The sequence below is a fragment of the Paenibacillus sp. YIM B09110 genome (assembly GCF_037167145.1).
Lineage (GTDB): Bacteria > Bacillota > Bacilli > Paenibacillales > Paenibacillaceae > Pristimantibacillus.
Genome location: NZ_JBANSP010000011.1, coordinates 15,195 through 39,174, shown reverse-complemented (window position 1 = coordinate 39,174; position 23,980 = coordinate 15,195). Strand labels below are relative to the sequence as shown.

Here is a 23,980-nt window from a genome sequence, read left to right as displayed (position 1 = left end):
AGCCGTCCCTCCCTTCCCCTCATCATCTCAGCCTAAACAGAAAGGTTTAACAGTCCTTCTATGCTTGCGATTCATTTGCGATTTGTTTGACTCTGCCGACCTGACCGTCCGTCAGACGAACTTTAATGCCATGCGGGTGGTTCGGAGAGTTAGTAAGTATATCCTTGACGATGCCTCGCGTAAGCTTGCCTGTACGCTGATCCTGTTTGAGGACAATATCAACCGTTAGCCCCGCTTTAATTGCCGATCTGATTGTGCCATTCATTTTTTTATCATTCCTCTGCTAATCTTCGATGAAAATCAGCATAACATATGTAATGTAAAGATGCACATTAAGTGGACAACTGTTATACTAGTCTTCAAACGATCGAAATGAAATGAGGAAATATACGAATGTCTAACGCTTTTAAAGCTTTGGGGATCAGCCCCGAATTAAGCGATTTGCTCCAAAAGAACGGAATAACCGACCCAACCCCGGTACAGAAGCAGACGATACCGATGCTGCTCGAGGGGCAGGACGTCATTGCGCAAGCGCAGACCGGAACAGGCAAGACGATGGCGTTCGCGCTTCCGATTCTCCAGCGGATTAACACGGAGAAGGAGCAGGTGCAGGCGCTTATTCTAACGCCTACTCGCGAGCTAGCAATCCAAATAACGAGCGAGCTTAAGAAGCTTGCGCCTATCGTCGGAGCCAGCGTGCTGGCCGCTTACGGCGGTCAAGACGTAGAGGCTCAGATTCATAAGCTGAAGCGTGCGCCGCATATCGTCGTCGCAACGCCAGGCCGATTAATTGACCATATGAAGCGGCAAACGATCAATCTCGGCAAGCTGCAGATGCTCGTGCTCGACGAGGCTGACCAAATGCTGCACATGGGCTTCCTGCCCGAGGTGGAGAGCATTGTCACTCAAACGCCTCGCGCTCGTCAGACGATGCTGTTCTCGGCTACTATGCCAGATGCGATCAGACGCCTAGCTGCAGAATATATGAAGACGCCATCGGATGTTCGAATCCGCAGCGCGAACGTAACGCTTGATAATATTAAGCAGCTTGTCATCGACACAACGGACCGTACCAAGCAAGACGCGCTTGTACACCTGCTGCAGCTTCACCAGCCTTACTTGGCCGTTATCTTCTGCCGCACGAAGGTGCGCGCGAAGAAGCTGAACGAGGCGCTGCAGGATCTGGACATCGAGTCCGATGAGCTGCATGGCGACTTGACGCAAGCTAAGCGCGAGCAAGTAATGAAGCGCTTCAGAGACGCACGTCTCCAGGTGCTTGTCGCTACGGACGTAGCGGCGCGCGGACTTGACGTTGACGGCGTTACGCATGTATATAATTACGATGTCCCGCAGGATGGCGAGCTGTATATCCATCGGATCGGCAGAACCGGACGCGCGGGTCATAACGGTATGGCGATTACGCTCGCTACGCCTTACGACAAAAACAATCTATTGCTTATTGAGCAAAGCATTAATGCGAAGCTTGAGCGCCGTAAGATCGATAACGAAGGCGTCTTGTCAGCATCTAGCGAGCAAGGCAGCGAACGCGGGGCTGGACGCGGCAGAACTGGCAAGCCAGCTAGCGCCGGCGGCAGTGACCGGTCACGCGATGCTAAAGGCAAAGGTCGTGGACGACAACGGAGCGAAGGTTCAAGCAGCTTTAAATCTGCTGGCCGAAGCGGCGGTCGCGAGCAGAAAAATGAAGGCAGACGCGGCGGCAGAAGCACTGAACGGAGCGCAAGCGCAAGCACGGAGAAAACAGGCTGGGACGTTCCCCGCGCCGCTGGACGCGGTGCAGAACGCTTCGCAGAACGTGATTCCTCAGCACCTCGCGGCGCTGACCGCGGACGTGGAAGTCGTGCTGGCAGCGAGGGTGTATCTGCCGGTAAGCGTGGTGGTCGCGCCAGCGGCGGCGGAAGCCTGGAGCGCGTAAGAGACGGTGCTCAAGTAGCGGGACGCGAGATGGATGCGGTCAACAATCCATGGACGGCTCTGCGAGGAGAATCGAAGCCAAGCGGCCAAGGCGGTCGCGGCAGCGCCAACCGCAGCCGTGGCGCAGCACGCGGCAACATGTCGGGCGGCGCAGGCAGCAAGTCCGGACAGCCTAGAGGCGGCAAGCCCTCCGGCGGCGGCAGATCCTCTGGCAAACCGGGCGGTCGCGGCAGATAATATACAAAAGTAAGAGGCAAGCACTGGGCAGAGCTATCTGCTTCGTGCTTGCCTCTATTTTATATGTGCCGCCTACTACGCACATAGTCGCAGCAGACTTCGCTTCATGCGACGTCTGCTGTTGCCCGTAATTCATCTAAGATACATATTTCCGCAATGCTGCAGCAACGCCGTCCTCATGGTTAGATAACGTAACTGCTCCTGCTGCTTTCTTAACAAGATCTGGTGAGTTGTCCATCGCAATGCCTAACCCCGCGAACTCCAGCATCGAAATATCGTTATAATAATTGCCGATAGCCAATATCCGTTCCCGATCGATCCCCCGGCTTAGAGCCAGCTGCCTAAGCGCTTTTCCTTTGTTCGCATCAGCATGCTGCACATCGATGAATAGATCTCCGCTCCGGATCGATTGAAGCTGTCTTGGCCATTGCTCCCAGTCGGATTGTACGACATCCATCTGCTCTTTGCTTCCAAATATCGTGAATTTCAACAGCCCTGACGGCAATCCAGCTGCAAAGTCATATACAGACGGCTTCGCGTGAAAACGCGCATACATCACTTCCGCCTCAGGCGTCATTCGCTCGACCATCATCTCAAATGCAGTATTTAAATCAAAATGAACGCCGTTCTCCTTGCAATAAGCGATGTAAGGCGCAAGGTATTCCGGAATAATCTCGTATTGATGAACAACCGCCAGGTCATACGAGCTTACCGTTGCCGCGCCATTATGCGAGATGAGCGTCCCTGCAAGCTCCAACTGCTCCATGATCGGCAAAACGCCAGACGGACCGCGTCCCGAACATAATACGATTTGAGCGCCTTTGGCAGCCCCCTCCTGAACCGCTTCCCGTACCTCATCGGTTAAAACATGGTCGTCGGTTAACAAGGTTCCGTCTACATCCAATGCGATTAAGTCGAAATTCAAAGCCATCTCTATCTCTCCCATCCTATTGTAGCGGTACTACCCGCTTTGTCTCTGTATCTATAAGTTATTTGCAAACAATTACGTTCTTTTATATGTGCGCAAGAGTTCTACTTCCTCTTCCAATAGCTCGCGATATTCACCCTCCGGCAAATGATTGTCCAAATGAAGCGGTCCCATGGACACTCTTTTTAGAAAAATCACTTGTTTCCCGACCGACTCGAACATACGCTTCACCTGATGGAACTTGCCCTCTTTAATGGTGAGGGTGATTATCGAGATTACATCTTCGCCGCGCTGCTCCTTGCTATCGATACTAAGCTCGGCAGGCATCGTCACATAACCGTCGTCGAGCGTTACTCCAGCTGCGAATTGCTGCCGATCTTGTTCATCGACGTCTCCGAGAACATGCGCTACGTAAGTTTTGTCCACATGCTTGCGAGGTGACAGCAGCTCGTGCGCGAGCTGACCGTCATTCGTTAGCAGCAGCAGCCCTACCGTATCCTTATCGAGCCTTCCCACAGGAAAAGGTGACAGTACACGATCCTCAGGCGCCAGCAGATCAATGACCGTACGCTCCCTGCCGTCCTCTGTTGCGGAGATAACGCCAGGGGGCTTATTCAGCATGAGATAGACGACCTCCTTATAGGCGATGATCTGACCCTCGAAAGAAACCTCATGCACATCCGGATCGACAATGAGGCCGCTATCCTTTACCGGCTTGCCGTCTACTGCCACTTTCCCTTGCTTGACCGCCTTCTTAATCTCGCTTCGCGTACCGATTCCCATATGAGACAGCAGCTTATCGATTCTGATTCGCTTCGCCATTTTATATCCATCTCCATCCTGCTGGAAGCTCATTTTTGATCATGCCGCCCGCATACTTCGCCCAGCCGAGCGGATAACCGTCCGTGCATACGAGCAAATAACCTTTCGCGATAACATCGCTTTGTCTAACAATATCCCCATCCTCCGCAAACAACGTCTCTCCGCGCAAATACCGCTGCGTCTGCGGATCATCAGAACGGAAGCTGATCGATCTTACTGCTTCTTGCGCCGACAAGCCCATTGCTAACGGCTGTGAAGGGACGAACTTGCCTCGGTCAGCCTCGCCGACGAACCAGCCTGCCCTAACGACTTTGAGACCATTAAGCGACGGAACACCCTCAGGCTGCAAATAAACCCTCGAACCGTAGGCGATTGGTTTGCCTTCCCATGCTTCCGCACCGATTACGAACTGGCTTGCATATGCCTTCCACAAGCCGATCGGATCTTGATCGTCCTGTACGTCCTTCCTTCCGCCGGCAGCACGTCCCCGATCGGCTGCTTTGGCGCCGCGCTTGTCCCTTTGCTGCGAATGACGTCCAGAATCACGTCCTCCGCGTGTATCGGCTGCTCTCAGCAGCTTATCCTTCACATAGCGGGACGGAGGAAGAGGAGCTTCTGCGGATGCCAAAGCACGTTCCTCAGGTACAGCGCTCGTCTCGCTGGCCGTCACAGGAGGCACCGCTTCTCGTCTCCTTAATACAGCCGCGTAATGGCCCTCTCCTTCGATCCGATGCGGCCAGAGCCTAACGGTGCCCTCTATGCTGCGCAATCGCTTCCCGTCAAGCTCGGCGGCGGCTGACGATGCCGCCGCAAGGTCTGCTCTTCCTTCCGCCCAGCCATAACGCTGCGGTACCGGAACAACTTCAAAATCGCTATGTTCAGCCAGCAATTCGGCGATCTGCCATTCATCTTCTTCAGGCGAGAAGGTACATGTCGAATAGACGAGTATCCCTCCTGGAGCAAGCATCACAGCGGCATGGCGCAAGATATCCCGCTGCATCACCGCGCATCGCTCGACGGAATGCTTCTCCCAATCGGCGATCATCGATTCGTCCTTGCGGAACATCCCTTCACCCGAGCATGGCGCATCAATGAGGATACGATCGAACCATTCAACGAATACAGGAGCAATCGCTGCCGGCTCTTCGTTCAGAATAACGGCATTGCGTACGCCTGCACGTTCGATATTTTTGGTCAGCGCTTTCGTCCGCTCCTGCGCATTGTCGTTCGTAACGAGTACGCCTTGACCTTGAAGTTTGGCCGCAATTTGCGTGGACTTGCCTCCGGGCGCTGCGCATAGATCAAGCACTTTATGACCCGGCTTCACATCAAGCAGTTCCACCGGCGCCATCGCGCTGGGCTCTTGGATATAGTACAGTCCTGCATAATAATGCGGGTGCTTGCCCGGCCTGTCTTCCTCGGCGTAATATAGTCCATCCTGGGTCCATGGAATCGGACGGACGCGATCGCCCATCGGGGACAGCTTCTTCCAGTCGCCGCTTGTCAGCTTCAATGCATTTATTCTAAGCCCGTATACACGCGGCGCAGCATAAGATGCCATAAAATTGTCATATTCGCTTCCGAGCAGCTTTTCCATCTTTTGCGTGAATTTTGTAGGCAAATGGCCGATCATACGGTCTCCTCCTGCTAATTGTCTAGGTTGCGGTCTGATGTACAAACGCAATCGGCTATGTTGTATAATAGAGTATAATGTGGACAAGACCTGCATGAGTATAATTGCTTGTCCGTTCAATAAAGAGTTGGAGGCTGAATACTTTCATGAAAAAGAAAAAAAAATTCAAAATGTTTTATGTCTACATCGGAATCATAGTCGTCTTGTTCGGCGCAATCATTTATCTTAATAATAACGAGACAACTAACGCTTTGTACGACAAGCCTGCCTCCAAGCTGAATCCGGCTACGCGTGAACTGCTTGACGACCCTAACTATCAGAATATCATATTGCCGGCTGAATTGGATAAGAAGATCGCGGATAAGGAAGATTTCTTCGTCTATCTGTTCGCTTCTGACTGCGGTTATTGCCGCCAAACGACACCTGAGCTTATGCCGCTGGCCAAGGAGCTTGGGATCGACCTTCCGCAGTTCAACCTGCGCGAATTCGATTCTTACTTCAAGAGCATGAAAGTCGAATATACGCCAACGCTCGCTTATTTCAAGGACGGCGTTGAAGTCGAGCGCATGGAAGGCGGTATTGCCGCCGAAGGAACAACTCAAGGTTATAAGCTGGACGATTTCAAACAATTTTTCAATAAATATTCGGGAGAAGCTGCCCAATGATAGCGCATGATCAATCGCCTGCAGACGGTGTTCATGCTCCCAAGACAAGCGGAAGCGGCAGCAGCGCCCGGGGCATCATGTACGGAATGCTGCTCGCCTTCGCCTTCATTACGCTGCTGACGGCATGCGGCTTATCCGATGACGACAAGCAGAAGGGCGCCGAGCATCAGCACGGTTCCGAAACGTGGCAGACAACGGCCTCACCTGACGTTCTTCCCGATTTCCTATCCAATCATACCGAGCATACGAGCGATCTCTATCGTGCTGTTCATCAGCATGCGGACATTATGGCCCAAATGAATTGCTATTGCGGCTGCATGGACGGTTTGGCCGTAGAGACACCTCATGACTCCTTGCTGCGCTGTTACTTGGCAGAGCATCCTGCCGGCGAAGACGGCGTCACATGGACCGATCACAGCACGAGCTGCGGGATATGCAAGAAGGAGATGGAGATGGTCATAGACTTGACGAAGCAGGGAAAGACGCCAGAAGAGGTACATGCGGCAATCGACGAGGCGTTCAAGCCGAATAAAGCCAGCTAGTAGCCATAACCGACAAAACCTCCAGCCGCACAGTGCGCTGGAGGTTTTTTTATAATGTGGCGCAATTTAAGATTGGCTTGCCTTCTTCGCCTTGCTGATTGCAAGCTGTATATCGGACGATAACTGACTGAGGCCTTGATAATCTTCTTTCTCGAACAGCTCATTGAACTTCATCTGGTATTGAGCCGCTTCGCGCACGCGATGGAAGTAATATAAATCTTGGATACCCTTCAGCACCTTCGATACGACATTCGACTGCTCCTCGAACTCCGTCTGAGCATCGAGAATTTCTTTACGAATGCTCGTCATCTCGTTATCAAGCAGGAATGCTGCCTCTGACGCTTTCTTCAAACGCGCGCGCACATCCTCGGGCAAGCTTTCCTTAAATTTATAATTAAGCGAATGCTCGATCGTCGCCCAGAAATTCATGGCTAACGTCCGTATCTGAATTTCCGCGAGCACTTTCGTATACCCAAGCGCCGTCTGAACCGGATACTCCACGATCATATGGTAGCTGCGATAACCGCTGTCCTTGAAGTTTGTAATATAGTCCTTCTCGTAAACAAGCGTCAAGTCCTTGCGGCTGCGAATTAAGCTTGCCACGCGGATAATATCGTCTACGAACTGACACATAATTCGTATTCCCGCTATATCCTCAATTCCCGTATCCAGCTTATCTGCCGGAACGTTAAGCCGCTTCGCCTTCTCGAGAATGCTGGAAATCCGTTTCACTCGGCCGGTGACAAACTCTATTGGCGCATACGCCTCTCGAATCTTTAGTTCAACTCGCATCGTCTTAAACTTCACTTTCAGTTCTTCAACCGCTTGTTCATAAGGCTGTAAAAAAAGACTCCAATCTCTACCGTCCATCCGGCCGCCTCCTGTTCCTAACGATGATCTGCGCCAATTGCTTCGGCAATATTCCGATAGCCATCCTTGCGCAAGCATTCCTTCAGTCCGTTCGTTATTTCGCGAAGCAATCCTGGCCCTTTATAGATGAGCGCGGTGTATATTTCAACCAGCGACGCTCCTGCGCGGATTTTATCGTATGCATCTTGAGCTGTAAAAATGCCGCCTGAGCCAATAATAGGCAATTGTCCGCCAGTCTGACGGTAGACAGCGCGGATTACCTCGGTCGAACGATCACGAAGCGGCTTGCCGCTAAGCCCGCCAGACTCGCCAGCATTATGATGGCGAAGCCCTTCGCGCGATAATGTCGTATTGGTCGCAATAATACCGGATACGCCGCTCTCCATAATGGTATTGACCGTGTGCTCAAGCTCGTCGCCAGTCATATCGGGAGCAATCTTGACGAGAATCGGCTTTGTCTTCTTCCCTGACTTCGCTCCTTGACGGCTCATCTCCTCCATAACGGCGGCAAGCAGCTTGCGCAACTCGTCGCCATGCTGCAGATCGCGCAACCCTTGCGTATTCGGCGAGCTAATATTAACGACAAAGAAATCACCGTAGTTATATAACGTACGAATGCATGCCTCGTAGTCTTCATGAGCCTGCTCATTAGGCGTTACTTTATTTTTCCCGATGTTGACCGCGATCGGGATTCGGTTGATTTTGCGACGCGCCAGGCGTCCTGCCATCGCTTCCGTCCCTTCATTGTTGAAGCCCATTCGATTAATAAGCGCTTCATCCGGCGGAAGACGGAACAATCTCGGGAGCTCATTGCCGGCTTGTCCCTTCGGCGTAACTGTGCCTACCTCGGCGAAGCCGAAGCCGATGCTGGAGAAGCCGTCAGCCGCCTTGCCGTTCTTATCAAGTCCAGCAGCGAGACCAACTGGATGGGGAAAATGAAGTCCGAACAGGTCCATCTTCAGCTCAGGTGAAGGGGCAACTCCGTACATCGCGTGCATCATACCTGTCATGCCAGGAATACGCCCGCCTGTTGCTAACCCATCAATGACGAGATGATGCGCCTTTTCTGGATCCATTTTGAAAAAAATCGGTTTGAGAATAGAAGAATAAAGCAACTTACCACTCCGTTCCAAGATGTATGTTCTACGGAACAGTTTATCTTTTTTGCGACAAAAAGAAAAGAGCTGCAACCATTTGAAAACGCTAGCATGGTTGCGGCTTTGGAAGAAAACGATTACAATGGAAACAGCTATTTTCATTAAGAGATAGAAAGGTTGATTGTCGATGAGCACAACCAAAAGAAAACCGCCCGTTATGAAAACGAAGCCGAAGGAAGAAGTAAACAAGAAAGCTCTGATCTGGATCGGCTCCATTGCTGCCGTAGTTGTAATCGCGGTCGCCGTTCTTCTTATCGTATCCTAGTATTGCAATTGCTAGCCTAGTTCAACCATTCATACACTTTGACGGGATTGGTTTCATCCTGCTTCGGTTCCAGCTTGAATCTAACGGCTGCGGGCTTCGAATCGGATGGAAGCGTCCCGTTTTTCACTTTCACTGGCGTTCCAAGCGGCACAAGATCGTACAGCTCCTCAACATCGGCTTTGCCCATGCGGATGCACCCTAGCGATTCGTCCTTGCCAATGCTATCCGGTTCGTCCGTTCCATGAATTGCGTAAAGCGTGTTCGACAAGGTCATGCCTCTGCTGCCGAACGTTCCGTTATCGCTCCCATTCGGATTTTTCACCTTCTCGCTTACGTAGAAGCTGCCTTCCGGCGTGCGATCCGCTCCTAAGCCAACCTTATAGCTCCGAACGATGATATTTCCCTGAACGACAGCCAACCGATGAGTAGACTTATCGACTACAATCTCCAGCGGCTTGCTCCAATTCGGCTCCAAATAGCCATTCGACCCGACAGCTGAGGTTGTCCGAATCTCGTTGCCGTTGCCAGTCGAACCGCCCGAAGCTTCCGTTCCCTTCTCGCCGCTCTGACCTGCCTGCTCCTTCGCCTTCAAACGCTCCAGCACTTCGCGGAATGCTTCTCTCATGCCTTCCTTCTCACCTGCTAACACATTGTTCGGATAAGGCCTAACGAGATCCTCCAGCTTGCTCGGCCAATTTCCATACAGCTTCTTGTATTGCGCGACCGCGCTGCCAACCGTCCAGTGAAGCTCCTGCTTCGTCTGCCAATCGCGGTACTCCTTATAGATGCCGGAAGACTCCGCAGGAATACAGTTGCATGTATTGGAGTCGAACATCGTCACGCCCAGTTCATTGCCGTCTGACGTTCGCACGCCGCGGCTTTCTTCCGCACTCGTATCGTCCTCTTCATCAGACTGCTTCGCTTCTACCGCCAACAAGATTGTTGCGCGTCCCGTCCAATTACGCCAGCCTTTGTCCTCTTCCAGCTTGGCCGCGATCGTCTTAAGAGGTGCCGATTGTCCAGCATTCATAAGCCCTTCCCATGCATAACCTACCGGACGAAGCTCCTTCTGAGGAATTAAGATGACGCCGACCTTGGATACCGTCTGCTGCGAGCCAATAATCGGCGATACAGCCTCTTCATGATTCAACTCCCGGCCGGCCGGCAAGCTTAAGACAACCCCTATAAGCACAATAGCAACGAGGGCAAACCGCCTGGCAAACCGTTTTTTCTTCTGTTTTTGGCTCCATTCCCTCAAAAATTGCAACTGATGCTCGGCAAGCGGATGACTTTCACGCTCGAATGCATCATATATCTCGCCTGCCTGTATAAAGCAATAGTTCGCCTTTCCTTCCTTGCCAGCGAGCAAATATTGCTTGCCGAGCAAGTACCAGCCCATTTGGTTGTCGGGATGCTGCTTCACAAATTGCTTCAAATAGAATATGTCCTCCGGCGACTCCATCCCTAATCCCTCCATTAACATGTATATAACCTATATCGGTTATTTGCTGCGTTCGTTGCAATCTATGAAGGAACAATAGGGTATTTTATGTTTAAAAGAGTTTAAAGGGTTATGTCCAGGAGGCTCGTATGACGAATTTCGTTGCTCAGTTTCGTTTATTTACATTGAATCGCAATACCGTTTTCAGCTTTGCTGCATCCGTTTTACGCGGATCAGATATATAAATTTCACGATGAATAAGCGCAGAGCGCTCGTATCCATGCTCGTTACAGTAAGCTTCCATCTTGGCGAAGCTGGCCGGTTCATCCGCATAACGTCCAATGTGCATCATTTGGCAGCTTAAACTATCCGTCATCTCCCCGTACACAACGTCATTAAGCAAAGGCATCGGCTTCTTCTTGTTAGTCTGATCTACCAGCTTATTGAACAGCTCCTCTGTCAGAAAGTCGGGCTGCCTTATCATTATCGTATATTTTAAATTATCAAGGTCCGTTGCGGGTTTAGACGTATCGATCAAGTCCCATATACCCTCAAGAGGAAAAACGGTGTATTCATAGTACCCCGAAGGTACGACATCGCTTTTATATGACATCTTAACCGCATAGCTTAATCGATACAGTGCCTCGACCTTTTTGACATATTCCTCACCGTTCGGATTGCCTTCACCGCTAATCATCATATACGGCATCGTGTCCACATCAATAATAACGGGTTCCACAGGGGGGAGATAAATATTTTTATAGTCTTTTTTGTAGTCTATTTTTTTGCTCATAGCCATTTCTCTCCTCAGTGTGTTTAATACTACAACCATACACGAACAACTATGACAACAGTATGTCATGGTTTGCCCAGCAAAAAAGCTCTTCACCGTCCATAAGGACGATAAAGAGCTTCTGTCTGATGTATGAGATGATTGTATTAGTAGTTAAACGGCTCATCTGCAATCTTGATGGAATCAGTAGGGCAGCCATCAGCTGCGTCTTGCAGATCGTCGTAAAGATCTTCTGGAATTTCAGTATTGCCTTTGTTTGCGTCTGCTTTATAGATAACTTCAGCTAAGCCTTCATCATCGTAATCATAAATGTCAGGAGCAGTTGCTCCACAAGCTCCACAAGCGATGCAAGTGTCTTTCTCTACCCAAGTAAATTTACCCATGGAAAATTCCCTCCTATAAATGTACGGTATAATCTCTAGTATACATGCCGTAAACCCTCACTCATCAATATATAACAAACCATCGTCCCTTTGCAAGGATGTCCCGCGAATTCGTTTATTCCTAATTAAGGCTGACGGATCATCCCCCAGCATGCCTGCCGTCAATACGGCATCCTCGCCGAACTTATCTCTGAGCCGATCCATCGCTTTCGTCAGCGCTTCCTTCTTGGGCTGCTCCTCGTAGCTGAACAGATCAAGCTGCATCGCTGTCTCATCGACTAACGTCAGATTCTGTAGCGCAACGCCAAGCAAGCGTACCGGTTCCCCATGACTCCAATGAAGGTCGAATAACCGGCATGCCTCACGATAGACGATGTCCGTAGTGTCCGTCGGAACGGCTAACGTATGCGATCGATTGATCGTCGTCATATCCTGTCTGCGAACGGTAATCTGAACGGTTAGAGCGACTAGCTTCTGGCGGCGCAAGCGGCGGCAGGTCTGATCGGATAGATTAAGAAGCACGCGATGAGCATCCTCTTTGGCTACGATGTCGCTGGGCAGCGTGGTCGTATGGCCAATCGACTTGTTAAGCTCGCGATTCCCATTCACTACTGAATGATCAATTCCGTGCGCCGCCGTCTTCATCCAAGAACCCATTACGCCAAATTGCTTGATGAGCAATTGCTCGTCAGTGTGAGCCAATTGTCCAATCGTGCGAATATTCATCTTCGTCAGCTTCTCCGCTGTCTTCCTGCCGATACCGAACAGCGTATCGCATGGCTTATCCCATAACAATTGCGGAACGTCTCTTATGCGAAGGACCGTTAAACCGTTTGGCTTCTCCATGTCGGATGCCATCTTGGCAAGCAGCTTGTTAGGTGCCAGTCCGATAGAGCATGGCAGCGACCATTCCGTCAGTATGCGCTTTTGCAGCGAATCGGCAATCTCGAGCGGCGTTCCGAACAACTTGGAGCCCGTTATATCCATATAACATTCGTCAATCGATACGGACTCCACAAGCGGCGTGTACTGCCTTGCAATCGTCATAAAACCTCTGGAGTATTTGCGGTACAGGTCAAAGTCCGGGCGGATAAGGATGAGCGAAGGACATAACTTCATCGCTTGTCTGACCGTCATCCCCGTCTTCACGCCCATACGTCTTGCCGCATATGAGCAAGTAACGACAATGCCTTTGCGAAGCTCGACACTGCCGGCTACGGCAGTCGGCTTATCCTTATAATTCTCAGGTTGCTCCGCTTCATGCACAGAGCAATAGAAGGCATTCATATCCAAATGAATAATTACGCGTCCCTTGGCCGGATAATGCTCATTCGTATCGGACACTGGCATGATCGGATTCACCCCCATAATTACAAAACATATGTTCCCAAACTTTCGAATATCCTAAATATACGATTCGTCCATCTTCTAGTCAACCAAGGTGAAACGGCGATGGCTGTCATTTTGCCCAAGGGCAAGAAAAAAACGATTCCTCCTCTCTACAATCATCTGAACAAGTGTTATAATAGTACATTATGATTTGAAAAGGCTATCAGTGAAGGAGGCGTCCCGATAATGACAACAATCATCTCAATCTTTGATACGACGCTGCGCGATGGAACGCAAGGCGAAGGGATCAGCCTGTCGGCGGATGATAAATTGAAAATTGCTCAGAAGCTTGACGCACTGGGTGTTCATTATATTGAAGGCGGCAATCCGGGGAGCAACAGCAAGGATATTGAATTTTTCCAACGTGTCAAATCTTTGAATCTGCGAGCTAAATTAACAGCTTTCGGCAGTACGCGCCGCAAGAACAGCTTGGCTGAGCAAGACGCCAGCCTGCTGCGGATCATAGAATCAGGCGTACCGGCGGCGACGCTCGTCGGCAAAGCATGGGACTTCCACGTTCACACTGCGCTGCAGACGACGCTGGAAGAAAATTTGGCGATGATCTACGATTCGTTCGCTTTCCTTAAACGCAGCGGCGTAGAGGCCATGTACGATGCCGAGCACTTCTTCGACGGCTACAAGCACAACCCGGAATATGCGCTTGCTGCCTTGAAGAAAGCTCAGGATGCCGGCGCTGATTGGCTTGTGCTATGCGATACGAACGGAGGCACGCTGCCCGGTGAAATTACGGAGATCGTATCCCGCGTACGTCAGGAGCTTAGCGCCGAGATCGGTATTCACACGCATAACGATTGCGAGCTCGCTGTTGCGAACACATTGGCAGCCGTTCAAGCAGGCGCTAGACAGGTGCAAGGAACCATCAACGGCTATGGCGAACGTTGCGGCAACGCTAACTTGTGCTCCATCATTCCGAATCTGCAGCTTAAGCTCGGATATGACTGCTTGCCAGAAGACAAGCTCCGCACGCTTACGAACACGGCGCGTTATGTCAGCGAGATCGCTAATGTGCATATGCCTGTCGGCCAAGCTTATGTCGGCAATGCGGCATTCGCCCACAAAGGCGGCATTCACGTATCCGCTATTATGAAGGATTCCAAAACGTATGAGCATATTCAGCCGGAGCTTGTAGGCAATAAGCAGCGTATTCTCGTCTCCGAGCTTGCAGGACAAAGCAATATTATTTCGAAAGCTCAGGAGCTTGGCCTGGACGTCAACGCCAACAACGAGAAAACGAAGCAGATTATGGATCAGATCAAAGAGCTGGAGCATCAAGGCTATCAGTTCGAGGGCGCGGACGCGTCGCTTGAACTTCTGCTGCGTGATGCATTTGGCGGCGAATCGAAAGAATTGTTCAAGATTGAATCGTTCAAAATGCTCGTAGAGAAAACGAACGGTCAAATGCTGTCGGAAGCAATTGTCAAAATCAACGTGGACGGCGAGCAGGTGTACACGGCCGCGGAAGGCAACGGTCCGGTCAATGCGCTTGATAACGCGCTTCGTAAGGCGCTTGTGCAATTTTATCCGAAGATCGAACAAATTCACCTGTCCGACTATAAGGTGCGTGTCATTGACGAGAAGGATGCGACTGCAGCAAAGGTACGCGTTCTAATCGAGTCAACCGGCCTCGACAATACTTGGAGCACGGTCGGCGTCTCCAACAATGTCATCGAAGCAAGCTGGGAAGCGCTAGTCGACAGCATTCGCTACGCCCTTCTCGGCATGGTGAAGGTTGAATCACCTTCCCACGAGCATACGGACCGGATCGGTCTCGTGAACCACTAATTGAGTTAAAATATAATGAGGCTGCCCTAGACCAAAGCTGGTGGAGGGCAGTTTTTTTCTTCCTGCTGACTTCCATTCGTATGGTAAGTACGATTGGTTCTTTTATTACAGTTAGTGTTTATACAGTCCGCAACGAAAGAAGAGGCGATTGAACATCATTCATGATGATGTCCAATCGCCTCTTCTTCCTATCCCTTCCTACGCCCACTTCTCAATCAAGCGTTCCCATTCTGCGAACGTAATGACGCCGTTAATTCGTTCACGGATGACGCCATTGCTGTCGATGAGGAAGGTTGTCGGGAACGTATCCACTTTGTATTTCTTCGTAACATCCCCTTCTCTGTCCATTAGAATCGGAAATGTGAATTCATGATCTTCAACAAACTCGCGCGCTGCCCGCTCCTTATCATACTTCGTCGCATTGACGCCGTATAAAGTAATAGCATCACCGTATGTCTCATGCAGCTTCTGCAGATCAGGCGCTTCCAATTCGCAAGGACCGCACCAAGACGCCCAGAAGTTAACGAATGTCAGCTTCTCGCGTTTGCCTCCGACAGCGTAGGATTGTTCATCGAGAGCAGGCAGTTCGAATGAAGCAGCCTCGAATCCTGCTTTCGGTTTAAAGCCTTCCGCAGAAGCCGCAAGCGATACTTGATCATTTCCTCGATTTATATATTGATATACCGCTAATCCCGCAAAAACAAAAGCGATCGTAAACAAAGCAATCACGCGTTTCATGCTGCACGTCCTTCTTTCTTAAAAATGGTTTCTTACCAACCTATTCAAACTGCCTACATCGTAACATGCACCGCATGGAAGCTCAAGACGAAGGGCACATTAGCCATAAATACGTCACGAATTAGAAATGGAGAGTCGCTAATGGCCCAATCAAAGCCCAAGTGGATTCAGTTCTCCGCTTTCGCAACCGTTCCTCTTGTGCTCGTGCTGGGCAACTCTATGCTGGTCCCCGTGCTGCCTGATATGGCTAAGCATATGAAGCTCTCCGAGCTTCAATCCAGCCTCGTAATAACGTTATTCTCGGTTAGCGCCGGTCTGTTCATACCTTTCATCGGGTATTTATCCGATCGCATCCGCCGCAAAACCGTTATAGTGCCCGCACTGGCCTTATACGGCGCTGCAGGGATCATGGCTGGCATGGCAGCCGTATGGGATTCCTACCCCCTGCTCATTGCCACGCGAAGCTTACAAGGACTTGCAGCGGCCGGCACAGCGCCGATTGCAATGGCACTCGTTGGCGACATGTACAAGGATGGAGAAGAAAGTGAAGCGCTGGGCTTAATTGAAGCATCGAACGGTGCGGGCAAAGTCATCAGTCCGATTATCGGATCGCTGCTCGGACTATGGTCTTGGTATGCGCCATTTTTTGCTTTTCCTTTTTTCTGCGCAGGTTCGCTTATTGCAGTCATTTTTCTTATCAAAGAACCGAAACAGAAGGAGAAGCCATTGCCATTCAAGAAATATATCGTCGAAGTTAAAGCGATCTATGCTAAAAACTTAGCCTGGCTGCTTACAGCCTATGCCTCAGGCGCATTAGGCCTGTTCATCCTATTCGGAGTGCTGTTCTACTTATCCGATATGGTCGAGAAGCCGCCTCATTCAATTGACGGAGTTGCCAAAGGGGGCTTGCTAGCCATCCCGCTGCTGGGACTCGTCTTGACTGCCTATACGACTGGTCGAATCATCAAGAAGAAGCTAACGCTTATGCGCAAGCTTATGATTGCCGGTTTAAGTGTAATTGTTTTATCATTAGCAGCTGCGGCAATATGGCACCGAAGTCTAATTGCACTAATTGTGTTCGTAACGATTAGCAGTATTGGAACAGGTCTGCTTCTCCCTTGCTTAAATACGATGATAACCGGCTGTGCCGAAAGAGCTTATCGAGGGACGGTCACCTCTTTCTATAGCAGCCTGCGCTTTCTAGGCGTAGCTGCCGGTCCTCCCTTGTTCAGCTATATTGCTGATAAGTCAGTTACGATGCTATTCATTATTCTCGTCCTATTAGCCGCTGCTTCCTTATGGCTCGTCTTCCGCTTCATCCATCCGAAGGAGCAAACAGCAAACAGCGGCTAATCTTTAGCCGCTGTTCCATCCTTGAGGTGTTATAATGATTGTAAGACTTAAGCTGAGAAGGAGGTTCGTAAATGGAACTATCGCATACGATTCCTAATCATGAGGTCGGGCTAATCACTAAGCAAGCCTATGATCAATTGCTTAGTATTTGTATAAGCAGGCTGCCTGAGGAAGCTTGTGGGATTGTTGCCAGCCGAATAGCCGTTCATGACGGTGAACAAGCTCTTATTGATACCGTAATCCCTATTCGCAACATACATAACACTCCGCATAAAGCATTCACATTCGATCCTGCTGAATGGACGGCTGCCTATTATAACATGCAAACAAACCGACAATCGCTTGTCGGCTTATTCCACTCCCATCCATCTACCGAGGCTATCCCATCAAGCCTGGACCAAGCCGGCTTCTGGCCTGCCTCATCTGTTTCTTATTGGATCATTTCGCTTGCCGACCGCAGCGCACCGCACATCCAACCATATCGTCGAACGAATGCCGGGTTCGAGCCGATCGAGCTAGTGTTTGCTTAAATACGCGTATAAATCGCCAAGCGTTGTAATATTGCGTTCTAATACACGGGTCAAATAGTTCTGCCATAGCTTCGCTGTCATTAACGAATCCTGCAGCGCGTGATGGCGATCTACGATCTCGATGTTACAGCTTTCCAGCAAATCATCAAGGGCGTAGCTGTCACGTTTCGGTTCAAGCCACTTGGCAACCATCATCGTATCGAGCACACGATGATTCAAATTCACCTTCGACGTACGCCATAATGCCGCATTCAAGAACTGTTTGTCATGCCCTGCCGCATGGGCGACAAGGAGCCTCTTGCCAACGAACTCCATGAAGTCATGGAGCACTTGCATCAGATCAGGGGCATCTTGCACCATCTCATTCGTAATGCCCGTCAGCTCGATTATCGATTTCGGTATCTTTCGCTTAGGATTAACGAGACTGTAGAACGTATTCGTCTCATGCACTTCAACCCCTTGCATGAGCACCGCACCAAACGATATAATCTCATCGCCGTTGTTCGGATAGAAACCTGTCGTCTCTAGGTCGAATATAACGACCTCCAGCTCCCGAAGAGGAGTGTCCAGCATCGACTGCTTGCGCTGCTCCTTATTAACCGATCTGATAAACGCCATTTGCTGTGCATTCTGAGAGCCTAACATAGAAGCGATGGCAGGCGTAAATCCTCCCATTTTGTATAGGTTCCACATGCGACCGACGCCTTTTTGTTCCTTCATAACATCTCCACCGCCCTACGTTAGCCTTCCCATTGTCTGCTTCATTACCAAACGCTGCAGCTTCTTGCCTAGTCGCAGACTGCTCTTCAGCTCATCCGTCATTTCCCTCGTCAGCTTTCTGCTCGAGATTTTGCCATTGTTGGCATAATACCCGTCTTCCATCTGTTCCGTCGTCATAAGCCTCAGGCGCAGGAAGAAACGAAACGCCTGCTCATATTGATGAGCATCCGATTCCTTCAATACGCCAGTCTGCACAAGCCTGTTAATACGCTCGAGCGTAGCCGTCTCTCTAATCCCTCGATGAATCGACATCAGCCTAATGGAATTGACCATCGGTATGTAGGCGCCGTATTTAATATCGAGGCTGCCCGCATCTTCCCCGTATCGTTCCTTAAGCAGATGACCGAACACACCGAGAAGCACTTTATGCCGCATCGTATTTTCAAGCATACGCCTAACGATGATCGGATGATTGAGCATATCGGTAAAAAAACAATCCTTCAGCGCATCCACTAAGTCTTGATTGCCGTAAACGCCCCGTCCGTCCGCAATGATGAGCAAATAACGAACCGCTTCCCAAGCCGGCTCCTTGAACCAATGATCGAGCTTCGTCCGCCATTCGGATAACGAGAGACACCATTCCGAATTGCTGCTAAGCACATTGCCCTCGCATGGCGGATAACCGCTTGTCTGAAGATAACCGACAACAATGTCGGTCAATTGCTTGAAATATTGCTTTACTTCCGCTGAATCAGACACTGGATCCTCGTAGACAACACCGCTGTCTTGATCGCTAGACAATGTCTGCTCTTTCCGACCGCCGCTGCCAAACAATAAATACGCATAAGGCACGGGAGGAGAACCCATCCCCATCCGTGCCATCTGCGTCTCCGCGAGCGCTACGGCGCGGCTAATAATCGCGTCGTGCAGCTCATTCAGATATTCATTAAATTGTTCGACCGGGCGTGTCCAGAGAAGAGCCTCCATCTGCTCGTGTACCTGATCCCGCAAGCTTCGCAGCTCTTCCACATGATCGGCTGAACCGATCCGTGCAAGCAGCTGCGCCCACACCGGATCAACCATCTGTTGCCTCTCCCTTCGGTCAGTCCCTCTTGATAGCGAATGAATGATTACCCTTGAATCGTTTTATCAGCTTTTTTCATTTGCTCAGGGTAACCGTAAGCACCGTGCTCGCTAAGGTCAAGACCGATAATTTCTTGTTCTTCTGTTACGCGGAAGCCCATGATAAGTTTCATCACGCCGAGAACAAGGAACGATGCAGCAAGTACGAATGCGCCAACTACGACTACGGATTCGAATTGTACCCACAATTGGTGCCAGTTGCCCGTATCAATCAGGCCGCCTTCACCAACAGCCACTTTCTCGGCCAATTCTTGCGTAGCGAAGATGCCGTTAGCAAGCGTACCCCAGATACCAGCAGCGCCGTGAACCGACAGTGCGTAGATCGGATCGTCAACTTTGATTTTTTCGAAAAATTTCACGCTGTAGAATACGAGTACGCCAGCTACCAAACCGATAACAACTGCCGCCCAAGGATCTACGAATGCGCAAGATGCTGTGATTGCTACAAGACCTGCAAGCGTACCGTTAAGCATTGTTGTGATGTCAGCTTTGCCGCTAACTGCCCATGAGATAAGAAGTGCTGCCACACCGCCGGCGCCAGCGCCAAGCATCGTGTTGAATGCTACGAAGCCGAAGAAACCGTCGCCGATCGCTACTGTCGAACCGGCGTTGAAGCCGAACCAGCCCACCCAGAGAAGCAATACGGATAGTGCAGTAAATACTTGGTTATGTCCCAAAATCTCGTTCGCCGAGCCGTCTTTGTTGAACTTGCCGATACGAGGCTTAAGTAATACTGTGGCTGCGAATGCCGCTAGAGCACCCGTTAAGTGAACGACGGTCGAACCTGCGAAGTCTTGCGCGCCGTCTTTTGCAAGCCAGCCGCCGCCCCAGATCCAGTGAGCAACCGTTGGATAGATGATGGCAATGAAGAATACTGTAAATACAACATAAGAAGAAAGTTTAGCGCGTTCTGCGAAGCCGCCCCATGCGATCGAAAGCGATACTGCCGCGAATGCGAGTTGGAACAGGAAGAAGATCGTGCTTGGCAATGCGTTCTCTACGCTCGCCTTCGATGGATCGAAGAAGAAGTCGCCCCAACCGAACAATGCGCTGACGCTGCTGTCTCCGCCGAATGCGAAGCCATAACCGAATGCCCAATAAATAATTGCCGCAAGGCCTGTCGTGAAGATCGTCTTGCCGGCAACGTGACCAGCGTTTTTCATTCGAGTCGAACCCGTTTCAAGAAGGATGAAGCCGCCTTGCATCAATAATACGAGGATGAATGATAGCATAACCCATAGAGCGTTCAATCCCATGTTCAGCGTACCGCCGGATGGGTCCTCAGCAAAAGCCATTGCCGGGAATAAAAGAGTTAAAGCACCAAAAGCTAACACCGTTTTCTTAATCAATACGACCACTCCCTTAATGTAATGTTTCCTAACATGTGAGGAAAGACTTAATGTCATTATAGTCAGAAGTACTCAATTTGACAATACGCTTTCTTCTATTTTTGAAAAAAAATCTAACGTTCGGCACAAAATCTAACACGAACGTTAAGTTTTTTTACAATTCATCACCAAAAAGGGTTGTGAGGACGTCTCATTCTTCGCGTTTAGCCTCTATTAATAGAATAGACAGCTCTATAAGATCCTGTATCTGACATCTAGTTGTAAAGTCTCATGTAGGGTTTGACTGCGCGGATACTTCCTATTATCATATTTAATATAGAACAGAGTATTCGTCTAATGAAGGAAGGTGTTGTTATGCAAGGTGCAGCTTTATACCGGATTGGGGAATTGTCCAAGCTTACGCAAATTAGTCAGAGAACGCTTGATTATTACACTTCAATCGGCTTAATCGAGCCAGCTGAGCGTTCAGCCAAAAATTATCGATTATATGCCCATGAGACGCTGCTCCGTCTGGAGCGTATTGAACAACTGAAAAAAGATAAATATACATTAGACGAGATTAAAGTAAATCTAAAGACTTGGAGCAAAGTAACACCCGAAGAGCATGTATCGCAGAGGCTCACCGACTTGCAACATCAATTAAGCCAACTGGAGCGTCAAGTGAAGGAATTGGAGCCTGATATTAAGAAACTTAAGCCTAAGCAAGCCAATCAGCTCTATACGCGTCTCGTCCCACAGACCGCCGCGTGCATTGAAGCGCTTATGCTGCTCATTAATAAAGGACCTTTTATGTAATTCCAAAATCCAATCTTGCTTGCGCCGATGTCAGTCAACTATGGAGGAATGCATCTATGCTGCTCTTTCACCCGATGGATTCCGTCATCCTAATCGCTTTAGCGATCAGCATCTGGGCTCAATTCCGCGTTAAGGGCACGTTCAACAAATGGTCGCGCATACCTGCCGCGAGAGGCCTCACAGGCTACGAGGCGGCTAGACTGCTGCTCGACAGCAACGGACTGTCGAGTGTTCCCATAGAGCCTGTCAGGGGCTCCCTGACCGACCATTACGATCCGGTACATCGTATAGTGCGTTTATCGGAGCCCGTCTATTACGAAAGATCCATATCCGCAGTTTCCGTCGCTTGTCATGAAATCGGACATGCCATTCAACATTCCGTTCATTACCCCATGCTTGTTATCCGTCATCGCATCTTCCCAGTCGTTAACTTCGCATCCGGAACAGCTCCCTTCCTGTTTCTGGCAGGACTATTGTTCACAGCCCCTAGTCTCATTGGTATAGGTATTGCTTTCTTCTCGGTTGCCGTCGCTTTCCAGCTCATTACGCTGCCAGTCGAGTTCAATGCCAGCAGCCGAGCGCGAGAGCTAATGATTGCTGAGGGCATCATTACGAACGAAGAGGAACGCGGGACAGCTAAGGTGCTTAACGCAGCGGCGCTTACTTATGTAGCGGCAGCGCTTATCTCCTTACTGGAGCTGCTCAAATACATTATGATCTTCACATCTAGGCGCGATGAATAACAAAAAAAGGCTTCCTAGGGCAATATGTGCCCGGGAAGCCTTTCCTATATGATTAGGAATTGTTCTTGCGATCATTAAAATACCGAATAAGAAATCCATGAAATACTTTGGCAACAAGCGGAAGCTTCTCGTTCGAACGGCGAATAAGTCCAATTGTTCTCGTCACCTGCGGGTGGCTGATCCGCACCTTAGCCGGTTGAAGCGGCCCTGTATAATGGAGCGCCAATTCAGGCAGCAAGCTTACTCCCATACCGGCGGCGACGAGCCCGCGAATCGTATCCGTCTCTTCGCCTTCGAACCCGATATCCGGCGTGAATCCAGCCTGTTGGCACGCTTCCCATACAATCGGCCGAAGGGAATAGCCTTCACTGAACAGCACGAATGTCTCATGCTCCAGCTGTTTAAGCTCGATTGCCGGTTCATCCGAAAGCGGGTGACCCGGCGGCAGAATAGCGTACAGTTCCTCTGTCAGCAATACCTCACCGCATACGAATTCATGATCGTCAGGAAATGGCGAAATAAAGGCCAAGTCAATCTCTCCCTTAATCATATCGCGAATGAGTGACGGATACATTCCTTGCTTGAAGCGAAACTTCACGTTCGGATACAGCTTACGGAACGCCGCAACGACCTGGGGAATCAAAGAAATGCCTAAGCTATGCGGAAATCCAAGCCTAATCTCGCCTTTCTCCGGATCGAGAAACTCATGAATTTCCACAACCGCCCGTTCCAAATCAATGAGAATCGCTTCAGCACGCTTCAGAAACAGCTGGCCAACCTGGGTCAGCTGCAAATTTCTGCCTTTCTGAACGAACAGCTTGACCCCAAGCTCCTCCTCCAGCTGATGAATTTGACGGCTAACAGCCGATTGCGCAACGTGCAGCTCTTCCGCCGCTTGCGTTACATGTTCTTTTTTTGCTACTTTTACAAAATAATAAAGCTGACGAAGTTCCATCTAGGTTTTTCTCTCTCCTGTCAAGGACCTTTAATTTGATTGTTGTCCTTCCTACGCTCATCTTACTTATCGCCCTAAGCGCTTCTTGCGCAGCATGCTGCGGTCGAACAAATTGTAGAGAAGAAACCCCGTTACTCCTCCGCCAACATGCGCCCAAAGGTCAACCCTTGGAACGAGAAACGAATAGATGACCCCAAATATAAGTATCATGTAGACCGTCTTCCTTGAGCTTTCATCCAGCCACGCTCTTCGGAACAAAGATAAATATAGAAACGCTCCGAACACGCCATAAATCGCACCTGATGCCCCTACCGCAATATGCGCGCCATCATTCTGCAACGCGTGCACCCAAGCACTAAAGACGTCGCCCCCAACACCGCATAGAAGATAGAAAACGATGTACTTCGACGATCGAAGCAATCTTTCAAGCGGCGGAGCGAAGATGAGCAGCGAAAACATATTGTAGAGCAAATGCTCTACACCTGAATGCATGAACATGGAGGTCAAATACCGCCAAGGCTCTTGCATACCATACGGATCAACCCCAGGTATGGTTACAAACGCTCCATAATCGTAGGCATGGCTCGCATTGTTCGGATTGCCATTGATTGCGATGACAATAAAATACAAGATATTAAGCGCAATAATCGTTGCCGTAACCGGATATTGCTTCAAGTACTCGCGAAAACTTTCATAACGCAAAAAAATCATTATTTCAGCCCCTTTTTCCCATCCATGAATTGGACAATGTAGTTTCATTACGATTATAATGAATTTGGTATTGACCATTCAAA

The 23,980-nt window shown here is 49.9% G+C and carries 25 protein-coding genes; 9 read left to right on the top strand and 16 right to left on the bottom strand.

Going from position 1 to position 23,980, the window contains the following annotated elements:
• Nucleotides 1–58 precede the first annotated feature (58 nt).
• A complete protein-coding gene (locus V8F51_RS17220) occupies nucleotides 59–265 on the bottom strand; it encodes a YwbE family protein (RefSeq protein WP_337101546.1) in 207 nt (68 codons plus the stop codon).
• A 128-nt stretch (nucleotides 266–393) separates the two neighbouring features.
• On the opposite strand from V8F51_RS17220, the gene V8F51_RS17215 reads away from it, so the two are divergent.
• A complete protein-coding gene (locus V8F51_RS17215) occupies nucleotides 394–2,169 on the top strand; it encodes a DEAD/DEAH box helicase (RefSeq protein WP_337101545.1) in 1,776 nt (591 codons plus the stop codon).
• A gap of 136 nt (nucleotides 2,170–2,305) precedes the next feature.
• Here V8F51_RS17215 and V8F51_RS17210 read toward each other — a convergent pair whose 3' ends face one another.
• The 3 genes from V8F51_RS17210 to V8F51_RS17200 all read right to left on the bottom strand — a co-directional run bounded on the left by V8F51_RS17210 (nucleotide 2,306) and on the right by V8F51_RS17200 (nucleotide 5,552).
• On the bottom strand, nucleotides 2,306–3,100 hold the full coding sequence (locus V8F51_RS17210) for a Cof-type HAD-IIB family hydrolase (protein ID WP_337101544.1): 795 nt from the start codon (nucleotides 3,098–3,100) through the stop codon (nucleotides 2,306–2,308).
• A 72-nt stretch (nucleotides 3,101–3,172) separates the two neighbouring features.
• Nucleotides 3,173–3,919 (bottom strand): pseudouridine synthase, encoded by a 747-nt coding sequence (locus tag V8F51_RS17205; RefSeq protein WP_337101543.1) that lies wholly within the window; start codon nucleotides 3,917–3,919, stop codon nucleotides 3,173–3,175.
• A gap of 1 nt (nucleotide 3,920) precedes the next feature.
• A complete protein-coding gene (locus V8F51_RS17200) occupies nucleotides 3,921–5,552 on the bottom strand; it encodes an RsmB/NOP family class I SAM-dependent RNA methyltransferase (RefSeq protein ID WP_337101542.1) in 1,632 nt (543 codons plus the stop codon).
• Nucleotides 5,553–5,698: 146 nt separating this feature from the next.
• Between V8F51_RS17200 and V8F51_RS17195 the strand changes: the two genes are divergently transcribed.
• Nucleotides 5,699–6,217: a thioredoxin family protein gene (locus V8F51_RS17195; protein WP_337101541.1), complete on the top strand. Its 519-nt coding sequence runs from the start codon at nucleotides 5,699–5,701 to the stop codon at nucleotides 6,215–6,217.
• On the top strand, nucleotides 6,214–6,759 hold the full coding sequence (locus V8F51_RS17190) for a PCYCGC motif-containing (lipo)protein (protein ID WP_337101540.1): 546 nt from the start codon (nucleotides 6,214–6,216) through the stop codon (nucleotides 6,757–6,759). Before V8F51_RS17195 ends, V8F51_RS17190 begins: the two co-directional genes overlap by 4 nt.
• A gap of 66 nt (nucleotides 6,760–6,825) precedes the next feature.
• Here the strand turns inward: V8F51_RS17190 and V8F51_RS17185 are convergent, their stop codons facing one another.
• Together V8F51_RS17185 and V8F51_RS17180 are read right to left on the bottom strand one after the other, a co-directional pair.
• Nucleotides 6,826–7,629 (bottom strand): GTP pyrophosphokinase, encoded by an 804-nt coding sequence (locus V8F51_RS17185; RefSeq protein WP_337101538.1) that lies wholly within the window; start codon nucleotides 7,627–7,629, stop codon nucleotides 6,826–6,828.
• A 17-nt stretch (nucleotides 7,630–7,646) separates the two neighbouring features.
• Nucleotides 7,647–8,744 carry a quinone-dependent dihydroorotate dehydrogenase gene (locus V8F51_RS17180; RefSeq protein WP_337101537.1) on the bottom strand — a complete coding sequence of 366 codons (1,098 nt, stop codon included), beginning with the start codon at nucleotides 8,742–8,744 and terminating at the stop codon, nucleotides 7,647–7,649.
• Nucleotides 8,745–8,913: 169 nt separating this feature from the next.
• On the opposite strand from V8F51_RS17180, the gene V8F51_RS17175 reads away from it, so the two are divergent.
• Complete coding sequence (locus V8F51_RS17175; RefSeq protein WP_337101536.1) at nucleotides 8,914–9,051, top strand: hypothetical protein; 138 nt, start codon at nucleotides 8,914–8,916, stop codon at nucleotides 9,049–9,051.
• Between the two features lie 16 nt (nucleotides 9,052–9,067).
• On the opposite strand, the gene V8F51_RS17170 is transcribed toward V8F51_RS17175, so the two are convergent.
• The 4 genes from V8F51_RS17170 to V8F51_RS17155 all read right to left on the bottom strand — a co-directional run bounded on the left by V8F51_RS17170 (nucleotide 9,068) and on the right by V8F51_RS17155 (nucleotide 13,018).
• The gene (locus tag V8F51_RS17170) at nucleotides 9,068–10,513 is read right to left on the bottom strand and encodes a L,D-transpeptidase family protein (RefSeq protein WP_337101535.1); all 1,446 of its coding nucleotides are present in this window, start codon (nucleotides 10,511–10,513) and stop codon (nucleotides 9,068–9,070) included.
• A 145-nt stretch (nucleotides 10,514–10,658) separates the two neighbouring features.
• Nucleotides 10,659–11,285, bottom strand: a complete 627-nt coding sequence (locus V8F51_RS17165) for a GyrI-like domain-containing protein (protein ID WP_337101534.1) — start codon at nucleotides 11,283–11,285, stop codon at nucleotides 10,659–10,661.
• A gap of 146 nt (nucleotides 11,286–11,431) precedes the next feature.
• Nucleotides 11,432–11,668: a ferredoxin gene (locus V8F51_RS17160; protein WP_337101533.1), complete on the bottom strand. Its 237-nt coding sequence runs from the start codon at nucleotides 11,666–11,668 to the stop codon at nucleotides 11,432–11,434.
• A gap of 57 nt (nucleotides 11,669–11,725) precedes the next feature.
• A complete protein-coding gene (locus V8F51_RS17155; protein WP_442956447.1) occupies nucleotides 11,726–13,018 on the bottom strand; it encodes a DNA polymerase IV in 1,293 nt (430 codons plus the stop codon).
• Nucleotides 13,019–13,243: 225 nt separating this feature from the next.
• On the opposite strand from V8F51_RS17155, the gene cimA reads away from it, so the two are divergent.
• Nucleotides 13,244–14,860 (top strand): citramalate synthase, encoded by a 1,617-nt coding sequence (gene cimA, locus V8F51_RS17150; RefSeq protein WP_337101532.1) that lies wholly within the window; start codon nucleotides 13,244–13,246, stop codon nucleotides 14,858–14,860.
• A gap of 198 nt (nucleotides 14,861–15,058) precedes the next feature.
• Here the strand turns inward: cimA and V8F51_RS17145 are convergent, their stop codons facing one another.
• Nucleotides 15,059–15,598, bottom strand: a complete 540-nt coding sequence (locus V8F51_RS17145; protein WP_337101531.1) for a TlpA family protein disulfide reductase — start codon at nucleotides 15,596–15,598, stop codon at nucleotides 15,059–15,061.
• A 141-nt stretch (nucleotides 15,599–15,739) separates the two neighbouring features.
• Here V8F51_RS17145 and V8F51_RS17140 point away from each other — a divergent pair, with 141 nt between their 5' ends.
• On the top strand, nucleotides 15,740–16,951 hold the full coding sequence (locus V8F51_RS17140) for an MFS transporter (protein WP_337101530.1): 1,212 nt from the start codon (nucleotides 15,740–15,742) through the stop codon (nucleotides 16,949–16,951).
• A gap of 71 nt (nucleotides 16,952–17,022) precedes the next feature.
• Complete coding sequence (locus V8F51_RS17135) at nucleotides 17,023–17,481, top strand: M67 family metallopeptidase (RefSeq protein ID WP_337101529.1); 459 nt, start codon at nucleotides 17,023–17,025, stop codon at nucleotides 17,479–17,481.
• Here V8F51_RS17135 and V8F51_RS17130 read toward each other — a convergent pair.
• From V8F51_RS17130 to V8F51_RS17120, 3 genes are read right to left on the bottom strand one after another with little or no spacing between them, the layout of a single operon-like run.
• Nucleotides 17,467–18,201, bottom strand: coding sequence for a 3'-5' exonuclease (locus V8F51_RS17130; protein WP_337101528.1), 735 nt, complete (start codon nucleotides 18,199–18,201; stop codon nucleotides 17,467–17,469). The genes V8F51_RS17135 and V8F51_RS17130 overlap by 15 nt on opposite strands.
• A gap of 15 nt (nucleotides 18,202–18,216) precedes the next feature.
• The gene (locus tag V8F51_RS17125; RefSeq protein WP_337101526.1) at nucleotides 18,217–19,284 is read right to left on the bottom strand and encodes a DUF294 nucleotidyltransferase-like domain-containing protein; all 1,068 of its coding nucleotides are present in this window, start codon (nucleotides 19,282–19,284) and stop codon (nucleotides 18,217–18,219) included.
• Between the two features lie 47 nt (nucleotides 19,285–19,331).
• Nucleotides 19,332–20,693 (bottom strand): ammonium transporter, encoded by a 1,362-nt coding sequence (locus V8F51_RS17120; RefSeq protein ID WP_337101525.1) that lies wholly within the window; start codon nucleotides 20,691–20,693, stop codon nucleotides 19,332–19,334.
• Nucleotides 20,694–21,029: 336 nt separating this feature from the next.
• Between V8F51_RS17120 and V8F51_RS17115 the strand changes: the two genes are divergently transcribed.
• The gene (locus tag V8F51_RS17115) at nucleotides 21,030–21,488 is read left to right on the top strand and encodes a MerR family transcriptional regulator (protein ID WP_337101524.1); all 459 of its coding nucleotides are present in this window, start codon (nucleotides 21,030–21,032) and stop codon (nucleotides 21,486–21,488) included.
• A 56-nt stretch (nucleotides 21,489–21,544) separates the two neighbouring features.
• Complete coding sequence (locus V8F51_RS17110; RefSeq protein ID WP_337101523.1) at nucleotides 21,545–22,231, top strand: zinc metallopeptidase; 687 nt, start codon at nucleotides 21,545–21,547, stop codon at nucleotides 22,229–22,231.
• A gap of 52 nt (nucleotides 22,232–22,283) precedes the next feature.
• Here V8F51_RS17110 and V8F51_RS17105 read toward each other — a convergent pair whose 3' ends face one another.
• A complete protein-coding gene (locus V8F51_RS17105) occupies nucleotides 22,284–23,186 on the bottom strand; it encodes a LysR family transcriptional regulator (protein ID WP_337101522.1) in 903 nt (300 codons plus the stop codon).
• Nucleotides 23,187–23,252: 66 nt separating this feature from the next.
• The gene (locus V8F51_RS17100; RefSeq protein WP_337101521.1) at nucleotides 23,253–23,897 is read right to left on the bottom strand and encodes a rhomboid family intramembrane serine protease; all 645 of its coding nucleotides are present in this window, start codon (nucleotides 23,895–23,897) and stop codon (nucleotides 23,253–23,255) included.
• Between the last annotated feature and the right edge of the window lie 83 nt (nucleotides 23,898–23,980).